Source organism: Streptomyces sp. NPDC004542, assembly GCF_040610035.1.
Taxonomy (GTDB): domain Bacteria; phylum Actinomycetota; class Actinomycetes; order Streptomycetales; family Streptomycetaceae; genus Streptomyces.
The window spans coordinates 10836-34814 of sequence record NZ_JBEXLP010000060.1 but is presented as its reverse complement, the minus strand read 5'-3'; the positions used below and the strand labels follow the sequence as shown (position 1 = coordinate 34814).

17 protein-coding genes and 2 pseudogenes are annotated in these 23979 nt (G+C 73.1%); 8 read left to right on the top strand and 11 right to left on the bottom strand.

Annotation, left to right across the window (positions count from 1 at the left end; genetic code table 11):
* Positions 1-8: 8 nt before the first annotated feature.
* Both ABZX30_RS26715 and ABZX30_RS26710 read left to right on the top strand, forming a co-directional pair.
* Complete coding sequence (locus tag ABZX30_RS26715; RefSeq protein WP_355937782.1) at positions 9-680, top strand: TetR/AcrR family transcriptional regulator; 672 nt, start codon at positions 9-11, stop codon at positions 678-680.
* Between the two features lie 9 nt (positions 681-689).
* Positions 690-1199 (top strand): nuclear transport factor 2 family protein, encoded by a 510-nt coding sequence (locus tag ABZX30_RS26710; RefSeq protein ID WP_355937781.1) that lies wholly within the window; start codon positions 690-692, stop codon positions 1197-1199.
* 73 nt (positions 1200-1272) lie between these two features.
* On the opposite strand, the gene ABZX30_RS26705 is transcribed toward ABZX30_RS26710, so the two are convergent.
* Positions 1273-3144, bottom strand: coding sequence for an acyl-CoA dehydrogenase (locus ABZX30_RS26705; protein ID WP_355937779.1), 1872 nt, complete (start codon positions 3142-3144; stop codon positions 1273-1275).
* Positions 3145-3497: 353 nt separating this feature from the next.
* Here ABZX30_RS26705 and ABZX30_RS26700 point away from each other — a divergent pair, with 353 nt between their 5' ends.
* A complete protein-coding gene (locus tag ABZX30_RS26700; RefSeq protein ID WP_355937778.1) occupies positions 3498-5273 on the top strand; it encodes a hypothetical protein in 1776 nt (591 codons plus the stop codon).
* 217 nt (positions 5274-5490) lie between these two features.
* Here ABZX30_RS26700 and ABZX30_RS26695 read toward each other — a convergent pair whose 3' ends face one another.
* From ABZX30_RS26695 to fae, 5 genes are all read right to left on the bottom strand, one after another.
* Positions 5491-6654, bottom strand: coding sequence for an iron-containing alcohol dehydrogenase (locus ABZX30_RS26695; RefSeq protein WP_355937776.1), 1164 nt, complete (start codon positions 6652-6654; stop codon positions 5491-5493).
* Positions 6655-6701: 47 nt separating this feature from the next.
* Positions 6702-7637 (bottom strand): NAD(P)-dependent oxidoreductase, encoded by a 936-nt coding sequence (locus tag ABZX30_RS26690; RefSeq protein WP_355937774.1) that lies wholly within the window; start codon positions 7635-7637, stop codon positions 6702-6704.
* Between the two features lie 70 nt (positions 7638-7707).
* Positions 7708-9228 (bottom strand): aldehyde dehydrogenase, encoded by a 1521-nt coding sequence (locus ABZX30_RS26685; RefSeq protein WP_355937772.1) that lies wholly within the window; start codon positions 9226-9228, stop codon positions 7708-7710.
* Positions 9225-10337 carry a mandelate racemase/muconate lactonizing enzyme family protein gene (locus ABZX30_RS26680; protein ID WP_355937770.1) on the bottom strand — a complete coding sequence of 371 codons (1113 nt, stop codon included), beginning with the start codon at positions 10335-10337 and terminating at the stop codon, positions 9225-9227. Before ABZX30_RS26680 ends, ABZX30_RS26685 begins: the two co-directional genes overlap by 4 nt.
* Positions 10334-10873 carry a formaldehyde-activating enzyme gene (fae, locus tag ABZX30_RS26675; RefSeq protein WP_355937768.1) on the bottom strand — a complete coding sequence of 180 codons (540 nt, stop codon included), beginning with the start codon at positions 10871-10873 and terminating at the stop codon, positions 10334-10336. The genes ABZX30_RS26680 and fae overlap by 4 nt, the downstream gene beginning before the upstream one ends.
* Before the next feature lie 223 nt (positions 10874-11096).
* Between fae and ABZX30_RS26670 the strand changes: the two genes are divergently transcribed.
* The 3 genes from ABZX30_RS26670 to ABZX30_RS26660 all read left to right on the top strand — a co-directional run bounded on the left by ABZX30_RS26670 (position 11097) and on the right by ABZX30_RS26660 (position 15008).
* Positions 11097-11906, top strand: coding sequence for an IclR family transcriptional regulator (locus tag ABZX30_RS26670; RefSeq protein WP_355937767.1), 810 nt, complete (start codon positions 11097-11099; stop codon positions 11904-11906).
* 139 nt (positions 11907-12045) lie between these two features.
* Positions 12046-13524, top strand: a complete 1479-nt coding sequence (locus ABZX30_RS26665; protein ID WP_355937765.1) for an NAD-dependent succinate-semialdehyde dehydrogenase — start codon at positions 12046-12048, stop codon at positions 13522-13524.
* A 110-nt stretch (positions 13525-13634) separates the two neighbouring features.
* On the top strand, positions 13635-15008 hold the full coding sequence (locus ABZX30_RS26660) for an MFS transporter (RefSeq protein ID WP_355937763.1): 1374 nt from the start codon (positions 13635-13637) through the stop codon (positions 15006-15008).
* 204 nt (positions 15009-15212) lie between these two features.
* On the opposite strand, the pseudogene ABZX30_RS26655 reads toward ABZX30_RS26660, so the two are convergent.
* The 5 genes and pseudogenes from ABZX30_RS26655 to ABZX30_RS26635 form a co-directional block, all read right to left on the bottom strand.
* A pseudogene (locus ABZX30_RS26655) lies at positions 15213-15437 on the bottom strand (ATP-binding cassette domain-containing protein); the annotation flags it as partial.
* A 72-nt stretch (positions 15438-15509) separates the two neighbouring features.
* Positions 15510-16661 carry a homoserine O-acetyltransferase gene (locus ABZX30_RS26650; RefSeq protein WP_355937761.1) on the bottom strand — a complete coding sequence of 384 codons (1152 nt, stop codon included), beginning with the start codon at positions 16659-16661 and terminating at the stop codon, positions 15510-15512.
* 5 nt (positions 16662-16666) lie between these two features.
* The gene (locus ABZX30_RS26645; RefSeq protein WP_355937759.1) at positions 16667-18028 is read right to left on the bottom strand and encodes a bifunctional o-acetylhomoserine/o-acetylserine sulfhydrylase; all 1362 of its coding nucleotides are present in this window, start codon (positions 18026-18028) and stop codon (positions 16667-16669) included.
* A 331-nt stretch (positions 18029-18359) separates the two neighbouring features.
* Positions 18360-18850: pseudogene (locus ABZX30_RS26640) on the bottom strand (LysR family transcriptional regulator substrate-binding protein); the annotation flags it as partial.
* A 95-nt stretch (positions 18851-18945) separates the two neighbouring features.
* Positions 18946-19575, bottom strand: coding sequence for a response regulator transcription factor (locus ABZX30_RS26635; protein WP_355937757.1), 630 nt, complete (start codon positions 19573-19575; stop codon positions 18946-18948).
* A gap of 572 nt (positions 19576-20147) precedes the next feature.
* On the opposite strand from ABZX30_RS26635, the gene ABZX30_RS26630 reads away from it, so the two are divergent.
* Together ABZX30_RS26630 and ABZX30_RS26625 are read left to right on the top strand one after the other, a co-directional pair.
* Entirely contained in the window at positions 20148-23099 is a 2952-nt protein-coding gene (locus ABZX30_RS26630) for a BTAD domain-containing putative transcriptional regulator (protein ID WP_355937755.1), read from the top strand.
* Positions 23096-23938 (top strand): alpha/beta hydrolase, encoded by an 843-nt coding sequence (locus ABZX30_RS26625; protein ID WP_355937753.1) that lies wholly within the window; start codon positions 23096-23098, stop codon positions 23936-23938. The genes ABZX30_RS26630 and ABZX30_RS26625 overlap by 4 nt, the downstream gene beginning before the upstream one ends.
* Positions 23939-23979: the final 41 nt, after the last annotated feature.

Sequence of the window (23979 nt, the reverse complement as noted above, 5' to 3'; positions counted from 1 at the left end):
GGAGACGTATGTCCGAGAGCAATATCGCCCGACGCCGTGCGCTCGCACGCAAGGAGGGGAACGCCGCCTACCTGGAGAAGCGCGCTCAGGTGGTCGCCGCTGCCACGCACCTCTTCAAGCAGAAGGGCTTCGGCGCGACGACACTCGCCGACATCGCCGAGTCCGTCGGGATCGACCGTGCCTCGCTGTACTACTACTTCCCGAGCAAGGACGAGATCCTCCAGGAGGCGGTCGCCGGGGTCACCAGCCGCAACCTGGAGATGATCCAGGGGCTGCGCGGCTCCGGTCTGTCGTCGTCCGAGCGGATAGAGCGCCTCATCCACAACGCGCTGGTGTCGTTCCACGACAACTACCCCCAGGTCTTCGTCTACATCCAGGAGGACATGACCCGCATAGGCAGCCGCAAGGACCTGTGGGCCAAGACCATGCTCAAGCAGACCCGCGAGTTCGAGGAGGCGCTGCTCGACCTGATCAAGGACGGCGTCACCGAAGGGGTCTTCCGCCCCGACCTCGACCCCGACCTCGTCGCCCACGCGCTCTGGGGCATGATCAACTGGACGCACCGGTGGTACCGGCCCGGTGCCGTCGAGCCCGATCGGATCGCACGGGAGTTCGCAGCCGTCTTCCTGCGCGGCATCGAACGCCGACCCGAGAACACCCACGGACCGACGAGAGAGTAGGACGGCCCCGTGCACGACCTCGACGAACTGGCGAGCCGGCTCGCCATCCAGAACAGGATCGCCCAGTACGCGCACGCCGTGGACCGGCGTGACTTCGAGCTGGTCCGGGACTGTTACCACCAGGACGCCTATGACGACCACGGCCGTTACAAGGGCGGACTCGACGGCCTCATCGACTACTTCCACCGGCTCGCCCGCAAGCTGGACAGTACGTATCACCTGATGGGAACGCCCTACATCGTGCTGGAGGGCGACACCGCCCGGGTGGAGACGTTCGCGCTCCATCGCGCCCAGGTCACCGGCGACGCCCCGGTCCTGCAGGGGCTGCGGTACGCCGACCGGTTCGAGCGGCGCGAGGGTGACTGGCGGATCGCCCACCGGCTGGTGATCCTCGACTGGGAGCACGCCGCCGGCGACGCGCCGCGGCTGCCCAGCCCCCCGGAGTGGCTCCGCGGCGACCTGGGCGAACGGGACCCGGCGTACGAGATGTTCCGTGAGGCGCGGCCGGCGGCGGAATGAACACCTCGCCCGGCTGATGACGTGAGGGCCGCCCCGGCCGGGGCGGCCCTCGCCGTTCGGGTGCCCGGCCGGGTCAGAAGGACGCCTCGTCCAGGTCCATGAGCGAGTTGTCGGTCGTCTGGGCGATCACCCGCTCGGCGGCCAGCCGGGGCAGTACGGTGCGGGCGTAGAAGGACGCCGCGGCGATCTTGCCCTCGTAGAAGTGCCTGTCCCCGGTGCCGACGTCGCCGAGCAGTGCCCGCCGCGCGACCTCCGCCTGGCGCAGCAGCAGCCAGCCGATGACGAGGTCGCCGGCCGCGAACAGCAGCCGTGTGGTGTTCTGGCCGACCTTGTACACGTTGCGCGGGTCGTTGGCCGCGTCACGCCGCGGGTCGGACTTCGCCAGCTCGTCGGTCATGAAGCCGAGGATGCCCAGCACGTCCCGCAGCCCCTCGCGCAGCAGCTCGCGCTCGGCCCGCAGGAACCCGGTGCCGTCCTCGCGGGCGGCGAACTCCTCGATCTGCGCGGTGAGGTGGGTCAGCGCCCGGGACCCGTCCTTGACGATCTTGCGGAAGAAGAAGTCCTGGCCCTGGATCGCGGTGGTGCCCTCGTAGAGGGTGTCGATCTTGGCGTCGCGGACGTACTGCTCGATCGGGTGGTCCTGGAGGAAACCGGAGCCGCCCAGGACCTGCAGCGACTCCTGGCCGAGGAGCACCCAGGCCCGTTCCGAGCCGACGCCCTTGACGATCGGGAGCAGGAGGTCGTTCACCCGGTCGGCCGTCTCGGCGGCGCTTCCCTCCTGCGGTCGCCCGCCGCCGGACTCCAGGAGCGCCTGGTCGACGAGGTCCTGCTGCGTCGCGGTGTAGACGACGAGGGCGCGCAGACCCTCGGCGTACGCCTTCTGCGTCATCAGCGAGCGCCGGACGTCGGGGTGGTGGGTGATGGTGACACGCGGTGCGTCCTTGGCCGGGACGGCCGGATCCGAGCCCTGGACCCGCTGCCGGGCGTAGTCGAGTGCGTTGAGGTAGGCGGTGGACAGCGTCGAGCTCGCCTTGGTGCCCACCATCATCCGGGCGTGCTCGATGACGCGGAACATCTGAGCGATGCCGTCGTGCCGGTCGCCGAGCAGGGTGCCGACGGCCGGCTCCCGGTCGCCGAAGGTGATCTCGCAGGTGGGAGAGGCCTTGAGACCCATCTTGTGTTCGAGGTTGGTGACGTGGGCGCCGTTGCGTCCCGTCAGCTCGCCGGTCTCCAGGTCGACATGGAACTTGGGAACGATGAACAGCGACAGCCCCTTGGTGCCGGGTGCGCCGCCTTCGGGGCGGGCGAGCACGAAGTGCACGACGTTGTCGGCCAGGTCGGAGTCGCCGGAGGTGATGAACCGTTTCACCCCGGTGATGTTCCAGGTCCCGTCGGCGTTGCGCGTGGCCCTGCTGCGGCCGGCGCCGACGTCGGAGCCCGCGTCGGCCTCGGTCAGCACCATCGTGCAGTGCCAGCCCTTCTCCAGGATCCAGCGGGCCATCCTCCGCTGCTGCTCGTTGCCGAGCCGGTGGAGGAGCTTGCCGAAGAAGTAGGAGGCCGCGAACATCGCGATGGCCGGATTGGCCCCCAGTACCAGCTCGTTCATCGCCCACCTCAGGCTCGGCGGGACCACCGTGCCGCCGAGCCGGTCGGGCACGTCGACGTTCCAGAAGCCCGCGTCCAGGTAGGCCCGGTAGCTCTTCGCGAACGATGCGGGCATGGTCACCGAGCCGGTGGCGCGATCGTGGACGGGCGGATTGCGGTCGGCGTCGGCGAACGACTCGGCCAGCTCGTGCTCGGCCAGCCGGGCGAGCTCTCCCAGCATGGTCCGGGCCGTGTCCGCGTCGATCTCGGCGTACGGGCCGCGGCCCAGCACGTCCTGGCGGCCGAAGACCTCGAACAGGTTGAACTCGAGGTCCCGCAGGTTGCTCTTGTAGTGGCTCACTGGACCGTCCTGGAGTCGTGGCAGGGGCGCGACCTCTGCAGACTAGGTCCCCGGCGGCATCCGATCAACGGAAGTGTTGACTATTTTCAACGTTGCCGTTGACGGTTGTCGGCCGCGTGGCGCGGCGTCGGCGAACGGGCGGCCCCGCGTCGTGCGGGGAGTGTCCGCACCTCGGGCGTTGGTCGGTGTGCTCCGTTGTGGGAGCCCTGCCCGTTTCGTCAGGGACCCTCTGCGTACTCGCGGGAAACATCCCGCCAATCCTTGGGAGTTGATGCGATTGGTGGGGCATGTGGGGTGGAAAACACTGGCAGACATGGGATTTTTGTCGGCGGGACGAGCCGAAGGGACAGACGATGCGACAGGGGTACAGCCGCAGACAGGTGCTCGCGGGCGGCGGGGCGGCCGTAGCGGGTGCGGCCACCGCGGGGCTCGCGACCGGTACCGCGTCCGCCGGGGAGCGTGACGCAGGCGGCCGACGGCTGCCGTGGATCCTGGACACGGTCATGTGCAACCCGGGCGAGGGCGTGGTCCTGACCGCCTTCAACGACACCCGGCGGCTGCGGGACTACGGCTACAACGCCCAGGTCGTCAGCGAATGGCATCCGCCGAGCGCCGCGATCACCTACGACTCGCTCGCCGCGGACATCCTTCCCCAGGGCTCCGACGAACGGACGTGGGTGGAGACCAACGCCGGCCGCATCGAGGCCCGCATCCGCCAGATCCGGGCCGCCGGGCTCAAGGCGCTGTACTTCATCGACATCATCACCCTGCCCAAGCGGGTCGTCGACCGGTACGCGAGCCAGATCCTCGACTCGTCGGGCCGGATCAACCTCGACTACCCGCAGACCCGGGCCATCCTCCGGGTGATGCTGGCCGAGATCTTCGACCGCTTCCCCGACCTGGACGGCCTGGTCGTCCGCACCGGCGAGACCTACCTCCCCGGCGTCCCCTACTTCCGCGGCAACAACCCGGTCACCCGCGGCGCCGACAGCCACGTGATCCTGCTCGACATCCTGCGTGACGAGGTGTGCGTCCAGCGCGACAAGCTGCTCTTCTACCGGACGTGGAGCTTCGACGGCTTCACCACCAGCCCGGACTACTACCTCAGCGTCACCGACCGGATCGAGCCCCACCCCAACCTGGTCTTCTCGGTCAAGCACACGGCCGGTGACTTCCTGCGGACCTACAAGTTCAACCCCACCCTCACCCTGGGGCGGCACCCGCAGATCGTCGAGGTGCAGTGCCAGCGCGAGTACGAGGCCAAGGGCGCGGTCCCCGACTACGTCCTGAACGGCGTGATCGACGGCTTCGAGGAGTACGAGGGGAACACCGGCCCCCAGGGCCTCGCCGCCATCAAGGACCATCCCAACTTCCAGGGCGTGTGGACCTGGTCGCGGGGCGGAGGCTGGCGCGGGCCGTACATCCCGAACGAGATGTGGTGCGACCTCAACGCCTATGTGGCCGCGCACTGGGCGCGGGACGTGGACCGCACCGAGGAGGAGGTCTTCGGCGACTGGATGAGCAGAGCGGGGCTGAAGGGCGCCGACCGGGACCGGTTCCGCAGGCTCGCGCTGCTGTCCGCGACGGGGACCCTGCACGGCAAGTACACCGCGCTGTTCACGATGGCCAACCCCTTCTGGATGCGGGACCAGTTCATCGGGGGCTCCGACGGCCAGCTCAAGGCCGACTTCGAACGGATCCGGCGCGAGGGACTGACCGACACCGCGATCCGGGAGAAGGCGGACGCCGTCGAGACCTGGCGGGAGGTGGCCCGGCTCGCCCGCGGCATCCACCTGCCCGACCGCGCCGACCGCGACTACCTGCGGATATCCAGCGAGTACGGCCTGCGGCTCTACACCGTCGTGTACCACGCCTGGGCCGTCATGCTCAAGGGCGTCGAGGGCGACGGCAGCGGCACCTACGACACCGCGGCGATGCGCGAGCACCTCGCCGCCTTCGACACGGCCTGGCAGGCGTACCAGCAGCTGCACGAGCATCCCCAGTGCCCGACGCTCTACGTGCCGTACGCTTTCGGCGGCCAGGACGCCAACGGCCTGTACCACGCCGACCTCACCCGGGGCGCGAAGCCCACCCTGGACCACTACCGCGCGATCGTCGGCGACGGCTGACCCCCGCGCCCCGCACCGGCCCCGGTGCCCGCACCGGAGCCGCTGTGCGGCCGGTCCGGGCACCGCGGCCGGTGGCCCGGGGTCCTTCGCCTGGATCGGACCGGACCATGGAGCGGGGTCCGGTGAGGGGGGTACCTCCCATGCCGCTCAGGCGGTAGGGGAGCGGTGCCGGGCCCCGCGAGCCCGGCGTGGCCGGAACGAGCGGCCCCTAGGGCCCCTAGTACGCCAGCGTGAGGATCTCCATGACCTCGGACTCGCTCGGCAGCCGGGGAGCGTTCTTCGTCACCGCGTCCGCGACCGCTCCGGCCGCGATGGACCGCAATGTGTCGCGGTCGGCGCCCAGTTCGCGCAGGGGCCGCTTGACCTCGACGGCCCCGGCGATCTCGCGCACGCCCTGTACCGCCGCCCGCGCCCAGTCGCCGTCGGCGGGCGGGGCGAGGCGCATGGCGCGGGCCACCTGTTCGTAGGCGTCCCGCGCGGCCGGGGCGCTGAACTCCATGACCTCCTCCAGTACGGCGGCGAGCGCGACGCCGTGCGGGGTGCCGGTGTGGGCGGTGAGGGCGTGGCCGATGCCGTGGACCAAGCCGAGTCCGGACAGGGTGAGCGCCTGGCCCGCGAGGTGGGCGCCCATCATCAGCGCGGCGCGGGCGTCGAGGTCCGCGCCGTCCCGGTACGCCGCCGGCAGCGCGGCGCTCACCATCGTCACGGCCTGCGTGGCGTAGGCGGCGGAGACCGGGCTGGCGCCGCGCGAGGCGAGCGACTCGATGCCGTGGACCAGGGCGTCGATGCCGGTGGCCGCGGTGGCGGGCGCGGGCAGGCCCAGGGTCAGTTCGGGGTCGAGCAGGGCGACGACGGGCTTCACGGACGGGTGTCCGATATAGACCTTGCGGCAGGCGACGGTGTCCTCGATGACGCCGAAGCCGTTGGTCTCGGCACCGGTCCCGGACGTGGTCGGGACGGCGACCAGGGGCAGTCCGTCGGCCGCCTCCCACAGCCGGTCGGCGTCGGCGGCCACGGCATCCGGGTTGCCGACGAGCAGGGCGATGCCCTTGGCCGCGTCGAGCACCGAGCCGCCGCCGAGGGCGACGACCGCGGCCGGCCCGAAGGCACGGGCCCGGGCGGCGCCCGCGTCCACGTTGCCGGTGGAGGGGTTGGGGGCCACCTCGTCGTACACGGTGTGCTCGATCCCGGCGGCGTGGAGCAGCTTCAGGACGCCGTCGACGATGCCGGCCGCGCGCAGGCCGCGGTCGGTGACCACGAAGGCACGGGTGTGGCCCGTCGACGCGACCAGTTCGGGGAGGCGTTCGATGCGGCCGGGGCCGAACTCGATGCGGCAGGTCGGTTCGATGCTGAGCGGCGCGAGGCCGTGGAGGAAGGTCATGGGTGCGGCTCCTGGCTTCTTCGTGCGGGGGCGGATACGGCGGGCCGTCAGACCCCGGCCACCGCGCCGGCCGGCGCGGCCGTCGGGTCGGGCAGCCGGAACTCCCGCCCGGCGAGCGCCTCGTAGAGGCGGACCGGGCTCATCTCGCCCGCCAGGTCGCCGTACTGGGCCTTGGCGCGGCGGTAGATCTGCTCGACCAGCGCGGACAGCTCCGTGGACACGCCGATGTCGCGGCCGAGGTCGACGGCGAGCCCCAGGTCCTTGCAGGCGAGCGCCATCGCGAACGAGTCGTCGTAGTCGCCGTCGGTGAGCACGCACAGCACGTCGTTCTCGAGGAAGTTGGAGGCGGCCGGGCTGGCGAGCAGCGCGTTGCGCAGCACACCGAGGTCGACGCCGGCCTTGACGCCCATCGCCAGCACCTCGGAGGTGGCGACGAGGTGGCTGAACCACAGCAGGTTGATCATGAGCTTGACGGTGTACCCGGCGCCGAGCGGCCCGACGTGCAGGATCCGCTCCGGGTCGCCCATCGCCTCCAGGGCGGGCAGCGCGCCGCGGAAGTCCTCCACGGCGCCGCCGACGAAGATCTGCAGGGCCCCGGCCTCGGCGCCGCGCGCCATGCCGCTCACCGGAGCGTCCAGCCGGCGCACCCCGCGCCGGTCCAGCACCTCGGCGGCGACCCGCTCGGCGGCGGCCGGGGTGGAGGTCGACATGTCGATCCAGAGGGCGCCCTCGGGCAGTGCCTCGGCGGCCCCGCCGCGCAGCAGCACGTCCTCGACGATGCGCGGGTTGGGCAGCATGGTGATCAGCAGTTCGGCGCCGTCGGCGCACGCCGCGGGGGTCTCGGCCCAGTGGGCGCCGAGCGCCAGGTGCTCGGCGGCCGCCTCGGGCCGGGTGTCGTGCACGGTGACCTGGTGTCCCGCGTGGATCAGGTGGCGGGCCATGTGGCGTCCCATGTTGCCCAGGCCGATGAAACCGATCCTCATTGTGTCCTCGCTACGGCTCTGTAGAGGTCTTGCAGGTAAGGGAAGGTGAGGGGGTGGAGCGGGGGCCCGTTCAGGCCAGGTTGATCCAGGTGGTCTTGAGCGCCGTGTAGGCGTCCAGCGCGTGCAGCGACTTGTCCCGTCCGGCGCCGGTGGCCTTGAAGCCGCCGAACGGGGTGATGACGTCGCTCGCGTCGAAGGTGTTGATCCACACGGTGCCGGCCCGCAGCCGTTTCGCCGTGCGGTGCGCCACGGTCACGTCACGGGTCCACACGGAGGCGACCAGACCGAAGTCGCTCTCGTTCGCGAGCCGTACGCCCTCCTCGACGTCGCCGTCGTACGACACCACGGCGAGCACCGGACCGAAGATCTCCTCCTGTCCGACCGCCGAGGTGTTCTCGACGCCGTCGAGGATCGTCGGCTCGACGAAGCTGCCGCCCGACTCGACGCGGGTGCGCTCTCCGCCGAGCAGTACGGTCGCCCCGTCCTGCCGGCCGCGCTCGATGTAGCCGAGGATCTTGCCGAGTTGGGTCTCGTCGACGATGGGGCCCATGACGGTGGCCGGGTCGAGCGGGTCGCCGACCCGGAAGGTCCCGTCGGTGATCCGCCGTACGGCGGCGAGGAGTTCGTCCTTGACCGAGGCGTGGACGACGACCCGGGATCCCGCGTTGCAGGTCTGCCCGGCGTTGTAGAAGATGCCCCAGGCCACGGCCGACGCGGCGGCCTCGAGGTCGGCGTCGGGCAGCACCAGCTGCGGTGACTTGCCGCCGGCCTCGACGGCGACCTGCTTGCCGTTGGACTCGCCCGCGTACACCTGGAAGAGCCGGGCCACCTCCGCCGAGCCGGTGAAGGCGATCTTGTCGACGTCCGGGTGCCGGCCGAGCGCCTGCCCGGTCACCTCGCCCCGGCCGGGAACGACGTTGAGAACACCGTCCGGCAGCCCGGCCTCGGTGGCGAGCGCGGCCAGCCGCAGGGCGGCCAGGGACGTCTGCTCGGCCGGCTTGAGGACCACGCTGTTGCCCGTCGCGAGGGCGGGGCCGAGCTTCCAGCTGGCGATCAGCAGCGCGTAGTTCCACGGCACGACCGCGGCGACGACACCCAGCGGCTCGCGGGTGATCAGCGCCAGGGCGTCGCCGGGGGTCGGCGCCACCTCGTCGTACGTCTTGTCGATCGCCTCGGCGTACCAGGCGATCGTCTCCGCGGCTTTGGCCACGTCGATGCGCACCGACTCGGTGATGGGCTTGCCCATCTCCAGGGTGTCCAGCAGCGCCAGTTCCTCGGCGTCGCGGAGGATCAGCTCCGCCCAGCGCAGCAGGACGCGCTTGCGCTCCTTGGGCGCGAGGTCGCGCCAGCGGCCGTCCTCGAAGGCGGCCCGCGCGCAGCGCACCGCCCGGTTCACGTCCGCCTCGCCGGCCGCCTGCACCTCGGCCAGCACCGATCCGTCGCGCGGCGAGACGCTGGGGATGCGGTCGCCGGAGGTGGCGTCCGTGAAGGCGCCGTCGATGAACAGCCGCGTCTCGAAGGCGAGCTTGCCCGCCGCGGCCAGCCAGTCGTCGTGCGAGCGTGCCAGCAACTCGTCGATGGAGTACGTCACTTGATCCTCCAGCGGTCGATCGCGTCCTCGTCCAGTTCGATGCCGAGACCGGGCTTGTCGGGTACTTCGAGGCAGCCGTCGGCGTCGACGCGCACCGGTTCGGCGAGCATGAAGTCGCGGCGTTCGGGGGTCCAGCCGGGCGGGTCGTAGGGGAACTCGAAGAACGGTCCGCCGCCGACGCCGGCCGCGACGTGCAGGTTGGCGAGCACTCCGATGCCGTTGGTCCAGCTGTGCGGGGTGAACTGACGGTGTTTCAGCTGGGCCAGTTCGGCGAGGGTGCGGGCGCGGTGCATGCCGATCGCGAGCACGACGTCCATCTGGTAGATGTCGAGGGCGTCCTCTTCGAGGTAGCGCAGCAGCTCGGTGGGGGAGTGGTGCATCTCGCCGGCCGCGATGCGCACGCCCGGGTTCTCGGCGCGCAGCCGCTTGAAGCCGTCGAGGTCGGCGTAGGGCAGCGGTTCCTCGACCCAGAACACGTCGAGCTCGGCGAGCCGCGCGATGGTCTTGCGGGTCTTGGCGAGGTCGGAGGCGTTCGCCGTGTCACCGGCCATCCGCCAGGACTGGTTGAGGTCGACCATGATCTCGAAGTCCGGGCCCAGCTCCTCGCGGACGGCCCGCACCGCCGCGACGCCCTCGTCGACCCGGTTCCGGTCGATGCGGATCTTCATCGCGCGGAAGCCCGCCTCACGGACGTGCAGCGCCGTGGCGACCCGCTCCTCGGGGGACTTGAGCTCGCCGGAGGAGGCGTACGCGGGCAGCCTGCGGGCCGCGTTGCCGAACAGCTCCGACACCGGCCGGCCGTGCACCTTGCCGATCAGGTCCCACAGCGCCGCCTCCAGGGGCCAGTAGAAGGCGCCGTGGAAGTTGGCGGTCTCGATGGCCCTGACGTGCCGGGTGATGTCGAGCGGGTCCTCGCCGATGAACAGGTGACGGTAGGTGTCGAAGCCGTCCATCAGGTCACCGGAGCCGATGCCCGTGACGCCCTCGTCGGTGTGGACGCGGACGATCGTGGCGTCGAAGTGGCGGCGCGGCTCGGGGTCCCAGGCGGCGCGGAACGGCGGGTCGAGCTCGAGGCGCAGCCGGTCCAGGGTGATGTCGGTGATCTTCATCGGGCGAGCACCTCGGGGCTCGGGGTGTAGAACGGGTTGGTCGGGCCCTCCTTCGCGGCGGCCTGGACGTCCGCGACGGTGGGGGTGCCGGTCACGGCGGCGCGCACCGCGCCGTACGCGGCGGCACGCTGGTTGCGGAACGAGACGTCCAGGTCGTCGACGGCCGGGTTCACCCACACCGCGGCGATGATCAGCAGCTCGTCGGCCTCCTCGGCGGGCAGCAGTCCCTCCTCGACCGCGTCCGCGACGCCCTGTGCCAGGCCCGCCTGGGCCGATCCCCAGGTGGCGCGCTGGTGCAGCTCGCCCTCCGCGGCGGCCTTGGACACGAACAGCGTCAGCGGCTTGACCGGGACCGACGGGCGCACGACGGTCACGAACGGCACGTGACCGGCGCTCGGCGTGGCCAGCGCGGTCGCCCACGCGGTCTCCACGGGGCCGCCCTTGCGTCCGATCACGAGGTTCGTGTGCGCGGCGTTCGCGCCCTCACCGACGAAGGACTCGCCGATGAGCGCGGCCGGGGCGAAGGGGGAGGGCATCAGAGGGACTCCTGGGCCTTGGCGGGGTGGCGGGGGGAGACGAACGTCGGGACAGCGGTACGAACCTCGCATTCGGTGCAGTTCATCCGGCCCGATGCGGCGAATCTAGGTCCGCGACCACCCCCTCGCAAGGTGCTCAAGGGAATCGCAATGCCGGTTGCTCTCCTGACAACTCACGGCATGACCTGCGATTCCGCTGGGGGCGGCGCCTAGGATGAGGGATGTGACGCACATCGCTCCGCGCACCCCCGACCCCTCGGCCGCCCCGCGCGGGCACGGCCTCCGCCGGGACATCGACCTGCTGGAGGCGCTCGCCTCCGACGAGGCGCAGAACGCCGGCGGCCTGGGCGTCGTACGTCTCGCGCAGCTGGTGGGCCGGGAGAAGACGCAGGTGTCACGGGCGCTGAAGGCGCTGGCCGCCGAGGGCATCGTCGAGCGGGACCCCGACACGCTGGAGTACCGGCTGGGCTGGCGGCTGTTCTCGCTGGTCGCCCGCACATCGGAGAACCGGCTGGTGCGGATGGCCGAGCCGGTCATGCACCGGCTGTCGGCGGATCTGGAGGAGACCAGCCACCTGTGTGTGCTCCGGGACCGCGAGGTGCTCACCCTGCTGTCGGTCTCCGGGCACTCCTTCCGCGTGCACGGCTGGGAGGGGCGTGGCGTGCCCGCCTGGCAGACCTCGGCGGGGCGCGTGCTGCTGGCCGACGCCACGCCGGACGAGCTGTACGTCCGCTTCGGCACGAGCGGCGACCTGCCGGTGCCCGAGCTGTGGGCGCTCATCCAGGAAGCCGCGCGGCTGGGGTACGGGCGGGTCAGCGAGGAGTTCGAGGAGGGGCTCGTCGGCGTCTCCGCGCCGGTGCGCGACTTCCGCGGGCGGGTCGTCGCGGCGCTCAACATCTCGGCACCCAAGTCCCGGCTCGGGGACCGTCTCGACGTGGCCGGACGTACCACGGCCGCGGCGGCGGCCCGGGTCTCCGCGCTGCTCGGCTGGGAGCCGCGGCGAACCCCGCCGCGGCGGGCGCGGCTGGCCTGAACCCCGCTCGCCCCGCGGGTTGCCCTGACAGCAACCCCCATTGCGATCCGGTGGCGGGGCCTTGTCGGCCCTGTGACGCGCTCGTACATTCGCCGGCAACTGGACGGTCCCTGTCCGGGAACGGAGAAAAGAGCAGCTCATGAATCTCGCCGGCATCGACACCCTGGCCAAGGCGCCGCTCGCCGAGGGCGATGTGCTCATCGGCGGCACCTGGCGTGCGGCCGAGGACGAGCGGACGTACCCCGTATACGACCCGGCCACCGGCGAGCTCCTGCGCGAGGTGTCGGCGGCCGGCCCGGGCGACGCCCTCGCCGCGATCGCGGCGGCCGAGGACGCGGCGGCCGGGTGGCGTGCCACGCCCGCCCGCCGCCGCTCGGAGATCCTGCACGGCGCCTTCACACTGATGCGCGAGCACACCGACACCCTCGCCCGGCTGATCGTCCTGGAGAACGGCAAGGCCTACCGGGACGCGAGCGCCGAGGTCGGCTACGCGGCCGAGTTCTTCCGCTGGTTCGCCGAGGAGGCCGTCCGCATCGGCTCCTCGTTCGGGGACGCGCCGGCCGGCGGCTTCCGGCACGTCGTGCGCAAGCACCCGGTCGGTGTCACCGCCTTCGTCACCCCCTGGAACTTCCCGGCCGCCATGGCCACCCGCAAGATCGCGCCCGCGCTCGCCGCCGGCTGCCCCGTCCTGCTCAAGCCCGCCCCGGAGACCCCGCTGACCGCCCTCGCGGTCGCCGCGCTGCTGACCGAGGCCGGGCTGCCCGACGGCCTGCTGAACGTGCTGCCCACCGACCGCGCGCCCGAGGTCGTCTCCGTCTGGCTCGGTGACGAACGCGTCCGCAAGTTCTCCTTCACCGGCTCCACCGGCACCGGCCGCAAGCTGCTGGAGCAGTGCGCCGCGAACGTGGTCAACGTCACCATGGAACTGGGCGGCAACGCCCCCTTCGTGGTCTGCGCGGACGCCGACGTCGATGCCGCCGTACGCGGCGCGATGGACGCCAAGATGCGCGGCGGCGGGGAGGTCTGCATCGCCGCCAACCGGTTCTACGTCCACGAGTCCGTGGCCGCCGAGTTCACCGAGAAGTTCGGGGCCGCCATGGCCGCCGTGCGCACCGGCCCCGGCCTGGAGGAGGGCGTCACCCTCGGCCCGATGATCAACCAGGCCGCCGTCGACAAGATCCGCTCCCTGGTCGACGACGCGCTCGCCCGCGGCGCCCGCATCGCCGCGCAGGGTGCCGTGCCCGACGGCCCCGGCCACTTCCACCCGGCGACGGTCCTCACCGGCGTACCCGACGACGCCCGTATCCTCCATGAGGAGGTCTTCGGACCCGTCGCGCCCCTGACCACCTTCACCGACGAGGACGAGATGCTGGCCCGCGCCAACGCGACGGTCCACGGCCTCGCCTCGTACGTCTACTCCCGCGACGTGGCCCGGGCCCTGCGCCTGGCCGAACGTCTGGAGGCCGGCATGGTGGGCCTCAACCGGGGCCTGCTGTCCGACCCGGCCGCCCCGTTCGGCGGTGTCAAGCAGTCCGGTATCGGCCGGGAGGGCGGGCGCGAGGGCATCGAGGCGTTCCTGGAGACGCAGTACATCGCCCTCGACTGGCCGGCCGTCTGACCCCCTTCCGCCGCTCCCCCGTCCCCTCCCCGTCTCGCCACCCCACCCCCCGCTGCGCACGCACGGTGCCCCGGCGCCCCACCGGGCCACCGACAAGACAAGGACCGCTCATGGCCATGACGCCCGCGACCGAGCACCAGCCGCTCGGCACGCCGCCGTCTGCGACCACCGCCTCCGACAAGGAGCGCAGGCGGCTGCACACCAAGCTGAAGCTCGCCACCCAGATCGGCGAGGGCATCGACGGCTACATCATCGGTGGCATCGGCATGGCGATGGCCGCGCTCACCACCGACCTCCATCTCTCCACGCTGATGGAGGGCCTGGTCGGCGCCTCGCCGTTGCTCGGCATCTTCGTCGGCGGCCCGCTCTTCGGACGGCTCGCCGACCGGTTCGGACGCCGCCCGGTGTTCCTCGCCGACATGCTGATCTTCCTGATCGGCTCGGTCCTGCAGTTCTTCGTGACGGACGGCCTGCACCTGTTCCTGCTGCGCCTGCTGATGGGCGTGGCGATCGGCGGGGAGTACGCCATCGGCGCGCCGCTGCTGTCGGAGTACGCGCCCAGCAAGGGCCGCGGCCGGCTGCTCGCCAGCCTGGAGATCAGCTGGTACGTCGGCTACGCCCTCGCCACCGTCGTCGGGGCCCTGTTCGCGACCGTCGACGGCGGCTGGCGCTGGTCCCTGGCCAGCAGTGCCGTGATCGCCGTCGTCTGTGTGTCGCTGCGCGGCGGCGTGCCCGAGTCCGCACGCTGGCTGCTGTCCCGGGGCCGCCGGGAGGAGGCCGAGCAGCTCATCGCCAAGTACGGCATCGAGGTCGACGTCGAAGCCGAACTCGAGGAGCGGGCCGAGTCCCGGCAGGACGGCTTCCGCGCCCTGTTCAACCGCCGCAACCTGCGCAGCACGGTGTTCGCGAGCGTCTTCTGGGCCGCCCTGGTCCTGCCCTACTTCGCGATCGGCACCTTCTGGACCCAGGTCTTCGACGCCCTGCACATGGGCGACAACGCGGTCGCGGCCCTGCTCGTCTACTCCTTCACGGCCGTCGCGGGCGTCACCGTGGGCTGCCTGGTCGTGGACCGGATCGGCCGCCGCAGGCTGCTCATCCCGCCGTTCTGGATCACGGCCGCCGCCCTGGCGCTGGTGGCCGCCTGGCCGTCCGCCACGCCGGTCGTCGTCGGCGGGTTCCTGTTCTTCATCTTCCTCAACGCCGCCTCCAGCGCGCTGACCGCCGTCTACCCGCTGGAGGTGTTCCCCACCTCGCTGCGCACCACCGGTGTCGGCTTCGCCACCGCGATGAGCCGGGTCGGCGCCGCCATCGGCACCTTCCTGCTGCCGATGGGCCTGGAGAGCTTCGGCGTGCGGTTCGTGCTGCTGGTCGGGGCCGGAGTGCTCGCCCTCGGCGCCGTGGTGTCCCAGTTCCTGGCCCCGGAGACCACGGACATGGACCTCGCCCGGGCCGCCCGCACCGCCCGGGAGAAGACGGCGGCCTGAACGCCGGGAGCGCGGGCAGGCACGCCGTACCGGCCGCTCACGGTACGGCGGGCCCCGGCCATGAGGCGGGCACGCCGGTGAAGGGCCGGCGGGGTGCTGGTGGGCGGGCCGCTCGTGCGCGGCGGGGCCTCAGCTCGTGGTGGTGCCGGCGGCGGGGGAGAGGGCGTGACCGCCGGGGATCGCCGCGAGCAGTTCCCGGGTGTACTGGTAGACCAGCTGGGCGCGGCGCCGCAGCTCCCGGGCCCGGGTGCCACGCGCGGAGGTGACGTCGGTGCCGTCGAACAGGACGTGTCCGGCGGTCGGGTCGGCGAGGCGGAGCACCAGACGGGCGGTGGTGGACTTGCCCGACCCCGACTCGCCGACCAGCGCCAGGGTCCGGCCGCGGTGCAGGGTGAAGCTGACGTCGTCGACCGCGCGCAGTGTCCGGGGCGCGGCGCCGGCGCGCGAGCCGGGAGAACACCATGGCGACGGCGGAGGAGGAACAGAGGGGCGCGTGGTGCCTCATGCCTTTCCTCCTCGGGGAAGCAGCTCACCCACGAGTGCGGCGACCTGCTCCACCTCGATGAGGAAGCCGTCGTGGCCGTGGGGGGAGTCGATCAGCCGGAGGTCGTCGGCCGTGGTGATGCCCGCCGCCAGTTCCGCCTGCTGGGACGGCGGGTAGAGGCGGTCGGAGACGACCCCGGCCACGAGGGTGCGGGCGGTCACCCGGCGCAGGGCGGCGCGCACACCGCCGCGGTCCCGGCCGATGTCGTGGCTGTTCATGGCCTCGGACAGCACGACGTAACTGCCCGCGTCGAAGCGGCGCACCAGCTTGGCGGCGTGGTGGTCGAGGTAGGACTCGACCTGGTACCGGCCGCCGCTGAAGGGGTCCTCCGTGCCCTGGGGCGCACGTCCGAAGCGGAGCTGGAGTTCCGGCTCGCTGCGGTAGGTGACGTGGGCGAGCCGCCGGGCCAGGCCGAGTCCCGCGTGCGGTCCCTCGGCACGGTCGTGGTAGTGACCGCCGTGCCAGTGCGGATCGGAGCGGATGGCGTGCGTCTGTATGCCGGCCCACGCGATCTGCTCCGCGCTCGCCCGGGCCGCCGTGGCGAGCAGCAGCAGCGCACCGGTGCGCTCCGGGTACGCGACAGCCCACTCCAGCGCCCGCATCCCGCCCATCGAGCCGCCGATCACCAGCGCCCAGCGGCGCACGCCCAGGGCGTCGGCCAGGCCGGCCTCGGCCGCGACCTGGTCACGCTGGGTCAGGAACGGGAAGTCACCGCCCCAGGGACGGCCGACGGGGTTCGGGGAGGACGGGCCGGTGCTGCCCTGGCAGCCGCCGAGCACGTTCGGGGCGACGACGAACCAGCGGTCCGTGTCGAGCGCCAGCCCGGGGCCGACGAGCCCGTCCCACCAGCCCGGAGTGGGGTGACCGGGTTCGGCGGGCCCGGCCACATGACTGTCGCCGGTGAGGGCGTGCAGCACCAGCACGGCGTTGCGGCGGTCCGGTGCGAGCCGCCCCCAGGTCTCGAACGCCAGCCGCACACAAGGCAGTTCTCCGCCGGCCTCCAGGGGCAGTGGTACGGCGCGCCGATGCCACTGGCGACGCCCGTGCGGGTCCCCCTCCCGCCACGCACCGGTGGCCGGCGGCAGGGGAACCTGAGCGGGCGTCAGCAAGGGATTCAGGAGGCGCCCTTGGCCGCGCGGAACCCGGCCTCGAGGTCCGCCTTCAGGTCGGCGAGGTTCTCGATGCCGACCGACAGGCGCACCAGGCCGGGCGAGGTACCGGTGGCCGCCAGCTGCTCCTCGTCGAGCTGACTGTGGGTGGTGGACGCCGGATGGATGATCAGGCTGCGTACGTCGCCGATGTTGGCGAGGTGGCTGAACAGCTCGACGGCGTCCACGAACCGCTTGCCCGCCTCCACCCCGTCCCGCAGCTCGAAGGAGACCACGGCACCGGCGCCCCGCGGCAGATACCGCCGGGCCGCCTCGTACCACCGGTTGGACTCGAGGCCCGGGTAGTGCACCGCGGCGACCTCGTCCCGCTGCTCCAGCCACTCGGCGATCGCCTGCGCGTTCGCGGAGTGCCGCTCGATGCGCAGGCTGAGCGTCTCCACGCCCTGGAGCAGCAGGAACGCGGAGTGCGGGGACAGGGCCGGGCCGAGGTCGCGCAGCAGCTGCACCCGGAGCTTGACGGCGAAGGCGCCCGGGCCGAGCGCCGGCCAGTACCGCAGCCCGTGGTAGCTGGGGTCGGGCTCGGAGAAGTCCGGGAACCGCTCGCCGTGCGCCCCGAAGTGGAAGGTGCCGCCGTCGACGACCACACCGGCGATGGTGGTGCCGTGGCCGCCCAGGAACTTGGTGGCCGAGTGCACGACGATGTCCGCGCCGTGCTCGAGGGGCCGCAGCAGATAAGGGGTGAGGACCGTGTTGTCGACGATCAGCGGTACGCCCGCCTCGTGCGCCACGTCCGCGACCGCCCGCACGTCCAGCACGTTCGCGCGCGGGTTGCCCAGGGTCTCGGCGAAGAACGCCTTGGTGTTCGGGCGGACCGCCGCCCGCCACGCCTCGAAGTCGTCCGGGTCGTCCACGAAGGACACCTCGATGCCGAACTTCGGGAGCGTGTGCCGGAACAGGTTGTAGGTGCCGCCGTACAGCGACGTGCTGGAGACGATGTGGTCGCCGGCGCTCGCCAGGGTGAGGATCGCCAGGGTCTCCGCCGCCTGCCCGGAGGACAGCGCCACGGCCGCGACCCCGCCCTCCAGCGCGGCGACGCGCTGCTCGAAGACGTCCTGGGTGGGGTTGTGGATCCGGGTGTAGATGTTGCCGGGCTCGGCCAGCGAGAACAGGTCCGCGGCGTGCTGGGTGTCCCGGAACACGAACGACGTCGTCTGGTAGATCGGCGTCGCGCGAGCGCCGGTCGCCGGGTCGGGCGCGGCCCCGGCGTGGATCTGCTTGGTCTCGAAGGACCAGGCCGAGGTGTCGGGACCGGCGGGCGACTCCTCGGGCGTGTGGCCGGCGGTGACGGAGTCGATGGGCTGGCTCATGGTGGTGCTCCCTGTACGGAGGGTGGGAACGCGAAGGCGTGCGTGAACCACGGCGCTGCCGGCCCCGCCCGGAAGAAGGGCGTAGGGGGACGGCGTTCAGCGCGATGCGGTGGGAGAGGAACTGCTCGGAAGCCGGAGCGCGGCGTCAGCTCGCGGCGGAACAGCCCGTGGTGGTGACACGCACGTAGTCGACGTGGCGGCGGGTCACGAGCACGGTCATGGAGTCAGGTAACCACATGGGGGCGGCACGCACCAGCACGTCGGAGGGTTTCTCATGTGCTGGGACGCGGGACGGACGCGCCGTTCGGCACCGCGTCGGCGCGGCAGGTGCTCACGAAGAGGCCTTGACCGTGCGGGCGTTGCGCACGAAGAGCTCGCGCAGATCGCGGACGGCCCGCGGAGCGGCGCCGAAGTGGCGGCGCCGCAGGACCAGCAGCACATCGGTCGAGTCCCCGCGAGCGGGCGCACGGTGATCACGCCCCGCCGCTCCAGCGGATCGCCGAGGACGCCGACGTCGGGCAGCACCGTGGCGCCCAGCCCTTCGGCGACCATCGGCTCGCCCGTCTCGGCGCCGTCGGCCGAGGACGGGAAGGACGGTGTCCGGCCACGGAGCAGCCGGTGCGCGAAGCGGTGCAGGACGTAGCCGGACCGCATCACGATCAGCGGCTCGCCAAGGAGGCTGCCGGCGTCCACCGCCTCCAGGGCCGCCGGCGGGCTGTCCGGGCGCACGCGGGCCACCGGCCGCCCGCGCAGCAGCTCCGTGGTCTCGAAGCCGGGCGGCATGTCGTCGCCCCGGAGGTCGTACACCAGCCGTGGGTCGAAGGCGGCCGGCCGCGCTCCGGTCCGCCGTGCGTCCGCCGCGTGTCGCCGCGCGTCCGCCGCGAGCCGTCGTGCGTCCGCGGTACGGCCCGCCGTCGTCACGGCAGCGTCCCCGACCTCAGCGCGAAGGCGACGGCGTGGGCGCGGTTGCGCAGCCCGAGGCGGTTCATCATGGCGCCGACGACGCTCTTGATGGTGCGCTCCGAGTAGTTCAGCTTCCGGGCGATCTCCGTGGTGTCGAATCCGTCCGCCAGCAGCCGCAGCACGTCCACCTCGCGGTGGTCCAGCCCCGACGGCGTCAGTCCTCTGGGCCGCAGCACGTCCCGCTCGACCGTCCCGACGTGGTCGACCAGCCAGCCCTGGACCCGGGCGGGCAGCGTCGCGTCCCCGGCGGCGACGTTCCGCACGGCCCGCACGACGTCGTCGTATCCGCTGTCCTGACGCCACACCACGGCGCGCAGGCCGCACCGCACGGCCCGGGCCAGCTGCGCCCGCTGCAGGCTCCCGGTGACCAGCACGATGCCCATGCCGGGCCTGACCGAACCGGCGGCGGCCCGCTCCATGAGCGCCATGGTCTCCTCGGTGGCCTCCGTCGTCAGGATCAGGATGACGTCCGCTCGCGCGTGCTCCTGCTCGGTCAGGACTTCCAGCCCGCGCTGACCGCGCAGGCAGCAGACGGCCCCCTCGCCGGTGATCCGGTCACCGGCGAGGACCGCGATCGAGATCATCCCCAACGTCCTTCCTGGTCCGGCACCTGAGAACCGGATGCCGGGCGGGACGATCGTCACCCGCCCCCCTTGACGTTTTCTTGGCCGCCACTTGTAGAACGTGCGTTCGTCGGGCGGGCGACGCAGGGCCCCAGGGGCAGGACAATCTGTCCGGCGGGGCAGGTCCCCGCCTCCGTGCCTGGACGCCGGGCCGGGAGGCATGGTGCGGTGAGCACCGTGTGCCGGCACCGGACACGAGCGGCTTCCCGGGCCGCTTGACGCCCCGGTGGCGCCGTGCGGCCGTGCCCGTTCGGGCACCGACTGTGCACGCCCCCACCGGCGCTCGGTCCGCGTGGAACGCGGCGCGCCCGCCGGGGGTCGAGCCCCGGCGGGCGCCGGCGCCTGCTGCTGTCCGGTGCCGACGGGGTGCGCCCCGCCCCGCCCTCGGCCGGTCCGTCCCGCGCCGCCGGTCCGGTTCCAAGACGATCGCAAGAGGATCGCAAGACGCTGTTCCTAGGGTCTGTCCACACGCCGGTGATCTTCACCTGAGGGCGGTCGCGCTCACCGCGCCGGCGCCGAAAGGAAGGACGACCATGCCCGCGGAAGCGGACAGGAGACGGTTGCGTTTCGCCGTGCTGGGCCCGGTCCGGGCCTGGCGGGACGGCAGGGTCCTCGAGCTCGGCCCGCCCCAGCAACGCGCCGTGCTGGCGCTGCTGCTGGCCCGTCCCGGGCAGCCCATGGAGGTCGAGGAGATCGTCGACGTCCTGTGGGGCGACGACCCGCCGGTCAGCGCGCTCACCGTCGTCTACCGCCACATCGGGCTGCTGCGCAGGCTCCTCGAACCGGACCTCCCCACCAGGGCGTTCGGGCAGTGGCTGCTGCGCGGCGCCGGCGGCTACCGCATGGAGGCCGATCCGGACTCGCTGGACCTGCTGCGCTTCCGGCAGCTCACCCAGGACGCCCGCCGCCTGAGGGACAGCGGGGCGCAGGACCTGGGGGTGGCGCGGTACGTGGAGGCGCTGGCCCTGTGGCAGGGCCCCACCGCCGACGGGATCCCGCCCGCGGTGCGCGCGCATCCGGTGTTGACGGCACTGGATCGGGAACGGCACGCCGTGGTCAAGGAGGCCGCCGACGCGGCGCTGCGCTGCGGCCGGGCCGGGGAACTGCTCGGGGCGCTGCGCCGCTGCGCCGCCGAGCGCCCGATGGACGAACCGCTGCACGCCCGGCTGCTGCAGGCCCTGACCGCGACCGGCCGCACCCAGGAGGCGGTGCGCACCTACCGGGAGGTACGCGCCCGGCTGGGGGAGGAACTGGGCATCGGCCCGGGGGCCGAACTGCGGGCCGCCGCGCGGCTGGTGCTCGGCGCCGGCGTCCCCGTACCACCCGGCGGCGCCGGCCGCTCGGCGTCCGCCCGTACCGAGGAACGGCGCGGCACGTCCCCCGACGCCTTCTCGGTCCCGGCCCAGCTGCCCGCCGACCTGCCGGTGTTCGTCGGCCGGCAGCGGGAGCTGGCCCTGATGCCCACGCCGGACGGCGGCCGGCCGGGCCGGGCCGCGGTGGTCGCCGTCAGCGGGACACCCGGTTCCGGCAAGACCGCGCTCGCGGTGCGCTGGGCCCATCGAGCCGCGGCCGGCTGCCCGGACGGGCAGTTGTACGCGAACCTGCGCGGCTTCGGCCCCGGCGGGCCGCCGGTGGATCCCGTCCTGGTGCTGGGAAGGTTCCTTCAGGCGCTGGGCGTGCCGCCGGAGCAGGTCCCGGCCGACGGGCTGGAGCGGGCCCGGCGCTACCGCGAGGTGCTGGCCGGCCGCCGGATCCTGGTCGTGCTCGACGACGCCCGGGACGCCGGGCAGGTACGGCCGCTGCTGCCCGGCCGGCCCGGCTGCCTGGCCGTCGTCACCAGCCGCGGCCCCCTGGAGGACCTGGCCGAGGGACCGGACGACGTACGGTTCCTGGCGCTGGAGCCGTTCGACGCCGACGAGGCCCGCGACTGCCTGGCCGCCCGGCTCGGCGGCGACCGGGTCGCCGCCGAGGAGGACGCGGTCGCCGAGATCACCGGCCTGACCGGAGGGCTGCCGCTGGCCCTGGCCGTCGTGGCCGCCCACGCCGGTGCCCGCCCGGCCTTCCCGCTCGCCGCGACCGTGGCCGAACTGCGGGAGAGCCGGGCCGACCTGGACGCGTTCGCCGAGGTCCGCACGGCCTGCGACGGCTCGTACCGGGCGCTCTCGCCCGCCGCGGCGCGCCTGCTCCGAGGGCTGGCCGAACACCCGGGCCGGACGTTCGACGTATCCCTGGCCGCCAGCGCGGCCGGTGTCCCGGTGGAGCGGGCCCGCGCACTGCTGGGTGAGATCGCCGGGGTCTCGCTCCTGACCCCGGCCGCGGACGGGAGGTTCGCCCGGCACCGGCTGCTGCGGGTGCACGCCGCCGAACTCGGGGAGACGCACGAGGACGCGGGCAGCCGGCGTGCCGCGCTGCACCGGATCCTCGACCACTGCCTGCACACGGCCCACGGCGCGGTACGGACGCTGTCCCCGAACGGCACCAGGATCCACCTGCCCCCGGCGGAGCCGGGCGTGAGCCCGTCGGAGCATCCGGCGCGGGCCGCGGCGCTGGCCTGGTTCGGCGCCGAACTGCCGGTGCTGCTCGAGATGGTGGGGCGCGCGGCCCGGGAAGGGTTCGACCGGCACGCCTGGCAGCTGGCCTGGGCCCTGGAGCGTCTCCTCGACCAGCAGGGGCTGCACCACGACTACGCCGAAGCCCTGCGGCCGGCGCTGGCGGCCGCCCGACGGCTCGGTGATCCTACGGCCCTGGCCCACGTGCACCGCGCCCTCGGCTGCGCCTCGGCACGGCTGGACCGCCACGACGACGCCCACGCACACCTGCGCCGCGCACTGGACCTGTTCGGGGAACTCGGCGACATGACGGGCCAGGCCCGCACCCATGGTGAGTTCGGCCGGGTGTTCGACTGGCAGGGCCATCAGGCCCACGCCCTGTACCACCGGGAGCAGGCCCTGGAGGGATACCGGGCGGCCGGCGACCCGGTGGGCCAGTCCGGGGCGCTCCAGGCGCTCGGCCGGACGCACACCCTGCTCGGGCAGTACCGGCAGGCGCTCACCCACACCCGGCAGGCCCTGGAGCCACTGCGTGGGCTGGACGAACCGCACGCCGAGGCCGCGGTCTGGCGCGGGCTCGGCCACTGCCACCAGCACCTGGGCAGCCACCGGCGGGCCGTCGCCGGCTACCAGCGCGCCCTCCAGCTGTACCGCGCCGCCGGTGACCGGTACAACGAGTTCCGGTCGCTGGTCTGGCTCGGTGACGCCCACCGCACGGCAGGGGACCCGGCGGCGGCGCGGGCCGCCTGGCGGCAGGCGCTCGCCGTACGGGACTGCGCGGGCCTCCCGGCGCACGGGCCGCTGCCACCCGCCGAGGCCGTCCGCACCGGACTGCGCGGCTGCGGTCCGGCCGGCCGCCGTCCGGTCGGCCGCGGTCCCGAGGAGGACGCGACCGGACGGCCCACGCTGCGGGCGGTACCGGGGGGACCGGCGTGACGCACCGGGACGGTTGCGCCGAGGTCCCGCTCTTCCACACGGTGGAGGGCGCCGGACAGCGCACACTGCTGCTCGTCCACGGCGAGGCCTGCGACTCCCACGACTGGGCTCCGCAGATCGACGCGCTCGCCGTCCGGCACCGGTTGATCATCCCCGACCTGCCCGGTCACGGCCGGTCCCGGCCCGCGCCGCACGGCCACACCCCGAGGGACTTCGCCGCCGACCTGGCCGGAGTGCTCGCCGCCACCGGCACCGGACCCGTGATCGTCGTGGGCCACTCGGCCGGAGCCGTGATCGCCTCCGTCCTGGCGGTCGAGCGGCCCGACCTCGTCGAGGCCGTGGTGGCGGTCAGTCCCCGCTACGGCATGGACGCCGGCCGGGCGGCGGCGCGGGCCGCCGCGGTCAGCGTCCCGGATCCGGCCGGGGCGATGGCCCGGCTGCTGGCGGACGACGAGGGGCCGCCGACCGGACCCGCCGCCGGCTGGCTGCCCGCCTGGCACCGTCGGCGGGCGCTCGGTACGGCCGGTGACGTCATCGCCCGGACGGTCGCCGGTCTGTACGACGCGCACACCGGCCCCGTGGTGCGTCCCGCCTGCGAGCCGTACCTGCGCCGCCGGACCTGTCCGGTGCTGACGGTCTGCTCGCCGGCCTCGCTCGCGGCGAGAGGCGTCGGGCCCGACTGGGACCGGTCGGTCAGCCCGCATCCGTACAGCGCGTCCGTGGTCCTGGACGCAGCGGGCCACTGGCCGCACCAGGAGCGGCCGGAGGAGTTCAACGCCCTGGTGCTGGACTGGACGGCCGGACTGCCCGACGTCCGGCGGCCCGGGAGGGCCTGCTGAGCGCCGGTCAGTTTCCAGTCATTCGGCAGAACTAGGCTCGC

What these genes read in the sequence shown, in the direction of transcription:
- ABZX30_RS26660 (WP_355937763.1), top strand. Translation starts at nt 13,635, where the DNA reads ATGGCCATGACGCCCGCGACCGAGCACCAGCCGCTCGGCACGCCGCCG.
- fae (WP_355937768.1), bottom strand. Translation starts at nt 10,873, where the DNA reads ATGCCCTCCCCCTTCGCCCCGGCCGCGCTCATCGGCGAGTCCTTCGTC.
- ABZX30_RS26680 (WP_355937770.1), bottom strand. Translation starts at nt 10,337, where the DNA reads ATGAAGATCACCGACATCACCCTGGACCGGCTGCGCCTCGAGCTCGAC.
- ABZX30_RS26690 (WP_355937774.1), bottom strand. Translation starts at nt 7,637, where the DNA reads ATGAGGATCGGTTTCATCGGCCTGGGCAACATGGGACGCCACATGGCC.
- ABZX30_RS26695 (WP_355937776.1), bottom strand. Translation starts at nt 6,654, where the DNA reads ATGACCTTCCTCCACGGCCTCGCGCCGCTCAGCATCGAACCGACCTGC.
- ABZX30_RS26630 (WP_355937755.1), top strand. Translation starts at nt 20,148, where the DNA reads ATGCCCGCGGAAGCGGACAGGAGACGGTTGCGTTTCGCCGTGCTGGGC.
- ABZX30_RS26635 (WP_355937757.1), bottom strand. Translation starts at nt 19,575, where the DNA reads ATGATCTCGATCGCGGTCCTCGCCGGTGACCGGATCACCGGCGAGGGG.
- ABZX30_RS26665 (WP_355937765.1), top strand. Translation starts at nt 12,046, where the DNA reads ATGAATCTCGCCGGCATCGACACCCTGGCCAAGGCGCCGCTCGCCGAG.
- ABZX30_RS26715 (WP_355937782.1), top strand. Translation starts at nt 9, where the DNA reads ATGTCCGAGAGCAATATCGCCCGACGCCGTGCGCTCGCACGCAAGGAG.
- ABZX30_RS26700 (WP_355937778.1), top strand. Translation starts at nt 3,498, where the DNA reads ATGCGACAGGGGTACAGCCGCAGACAGGTGCTCGCGGGCGGCGGGGCG.
- ABZX30_RS26645 (WP_355937759.1), bottom strand. Translation starts at nt 18,028, where the DNA reads ATGAGCCAGCCCATCGACTCCGTCACCGCCGGCCACACGCCCGAGGAG.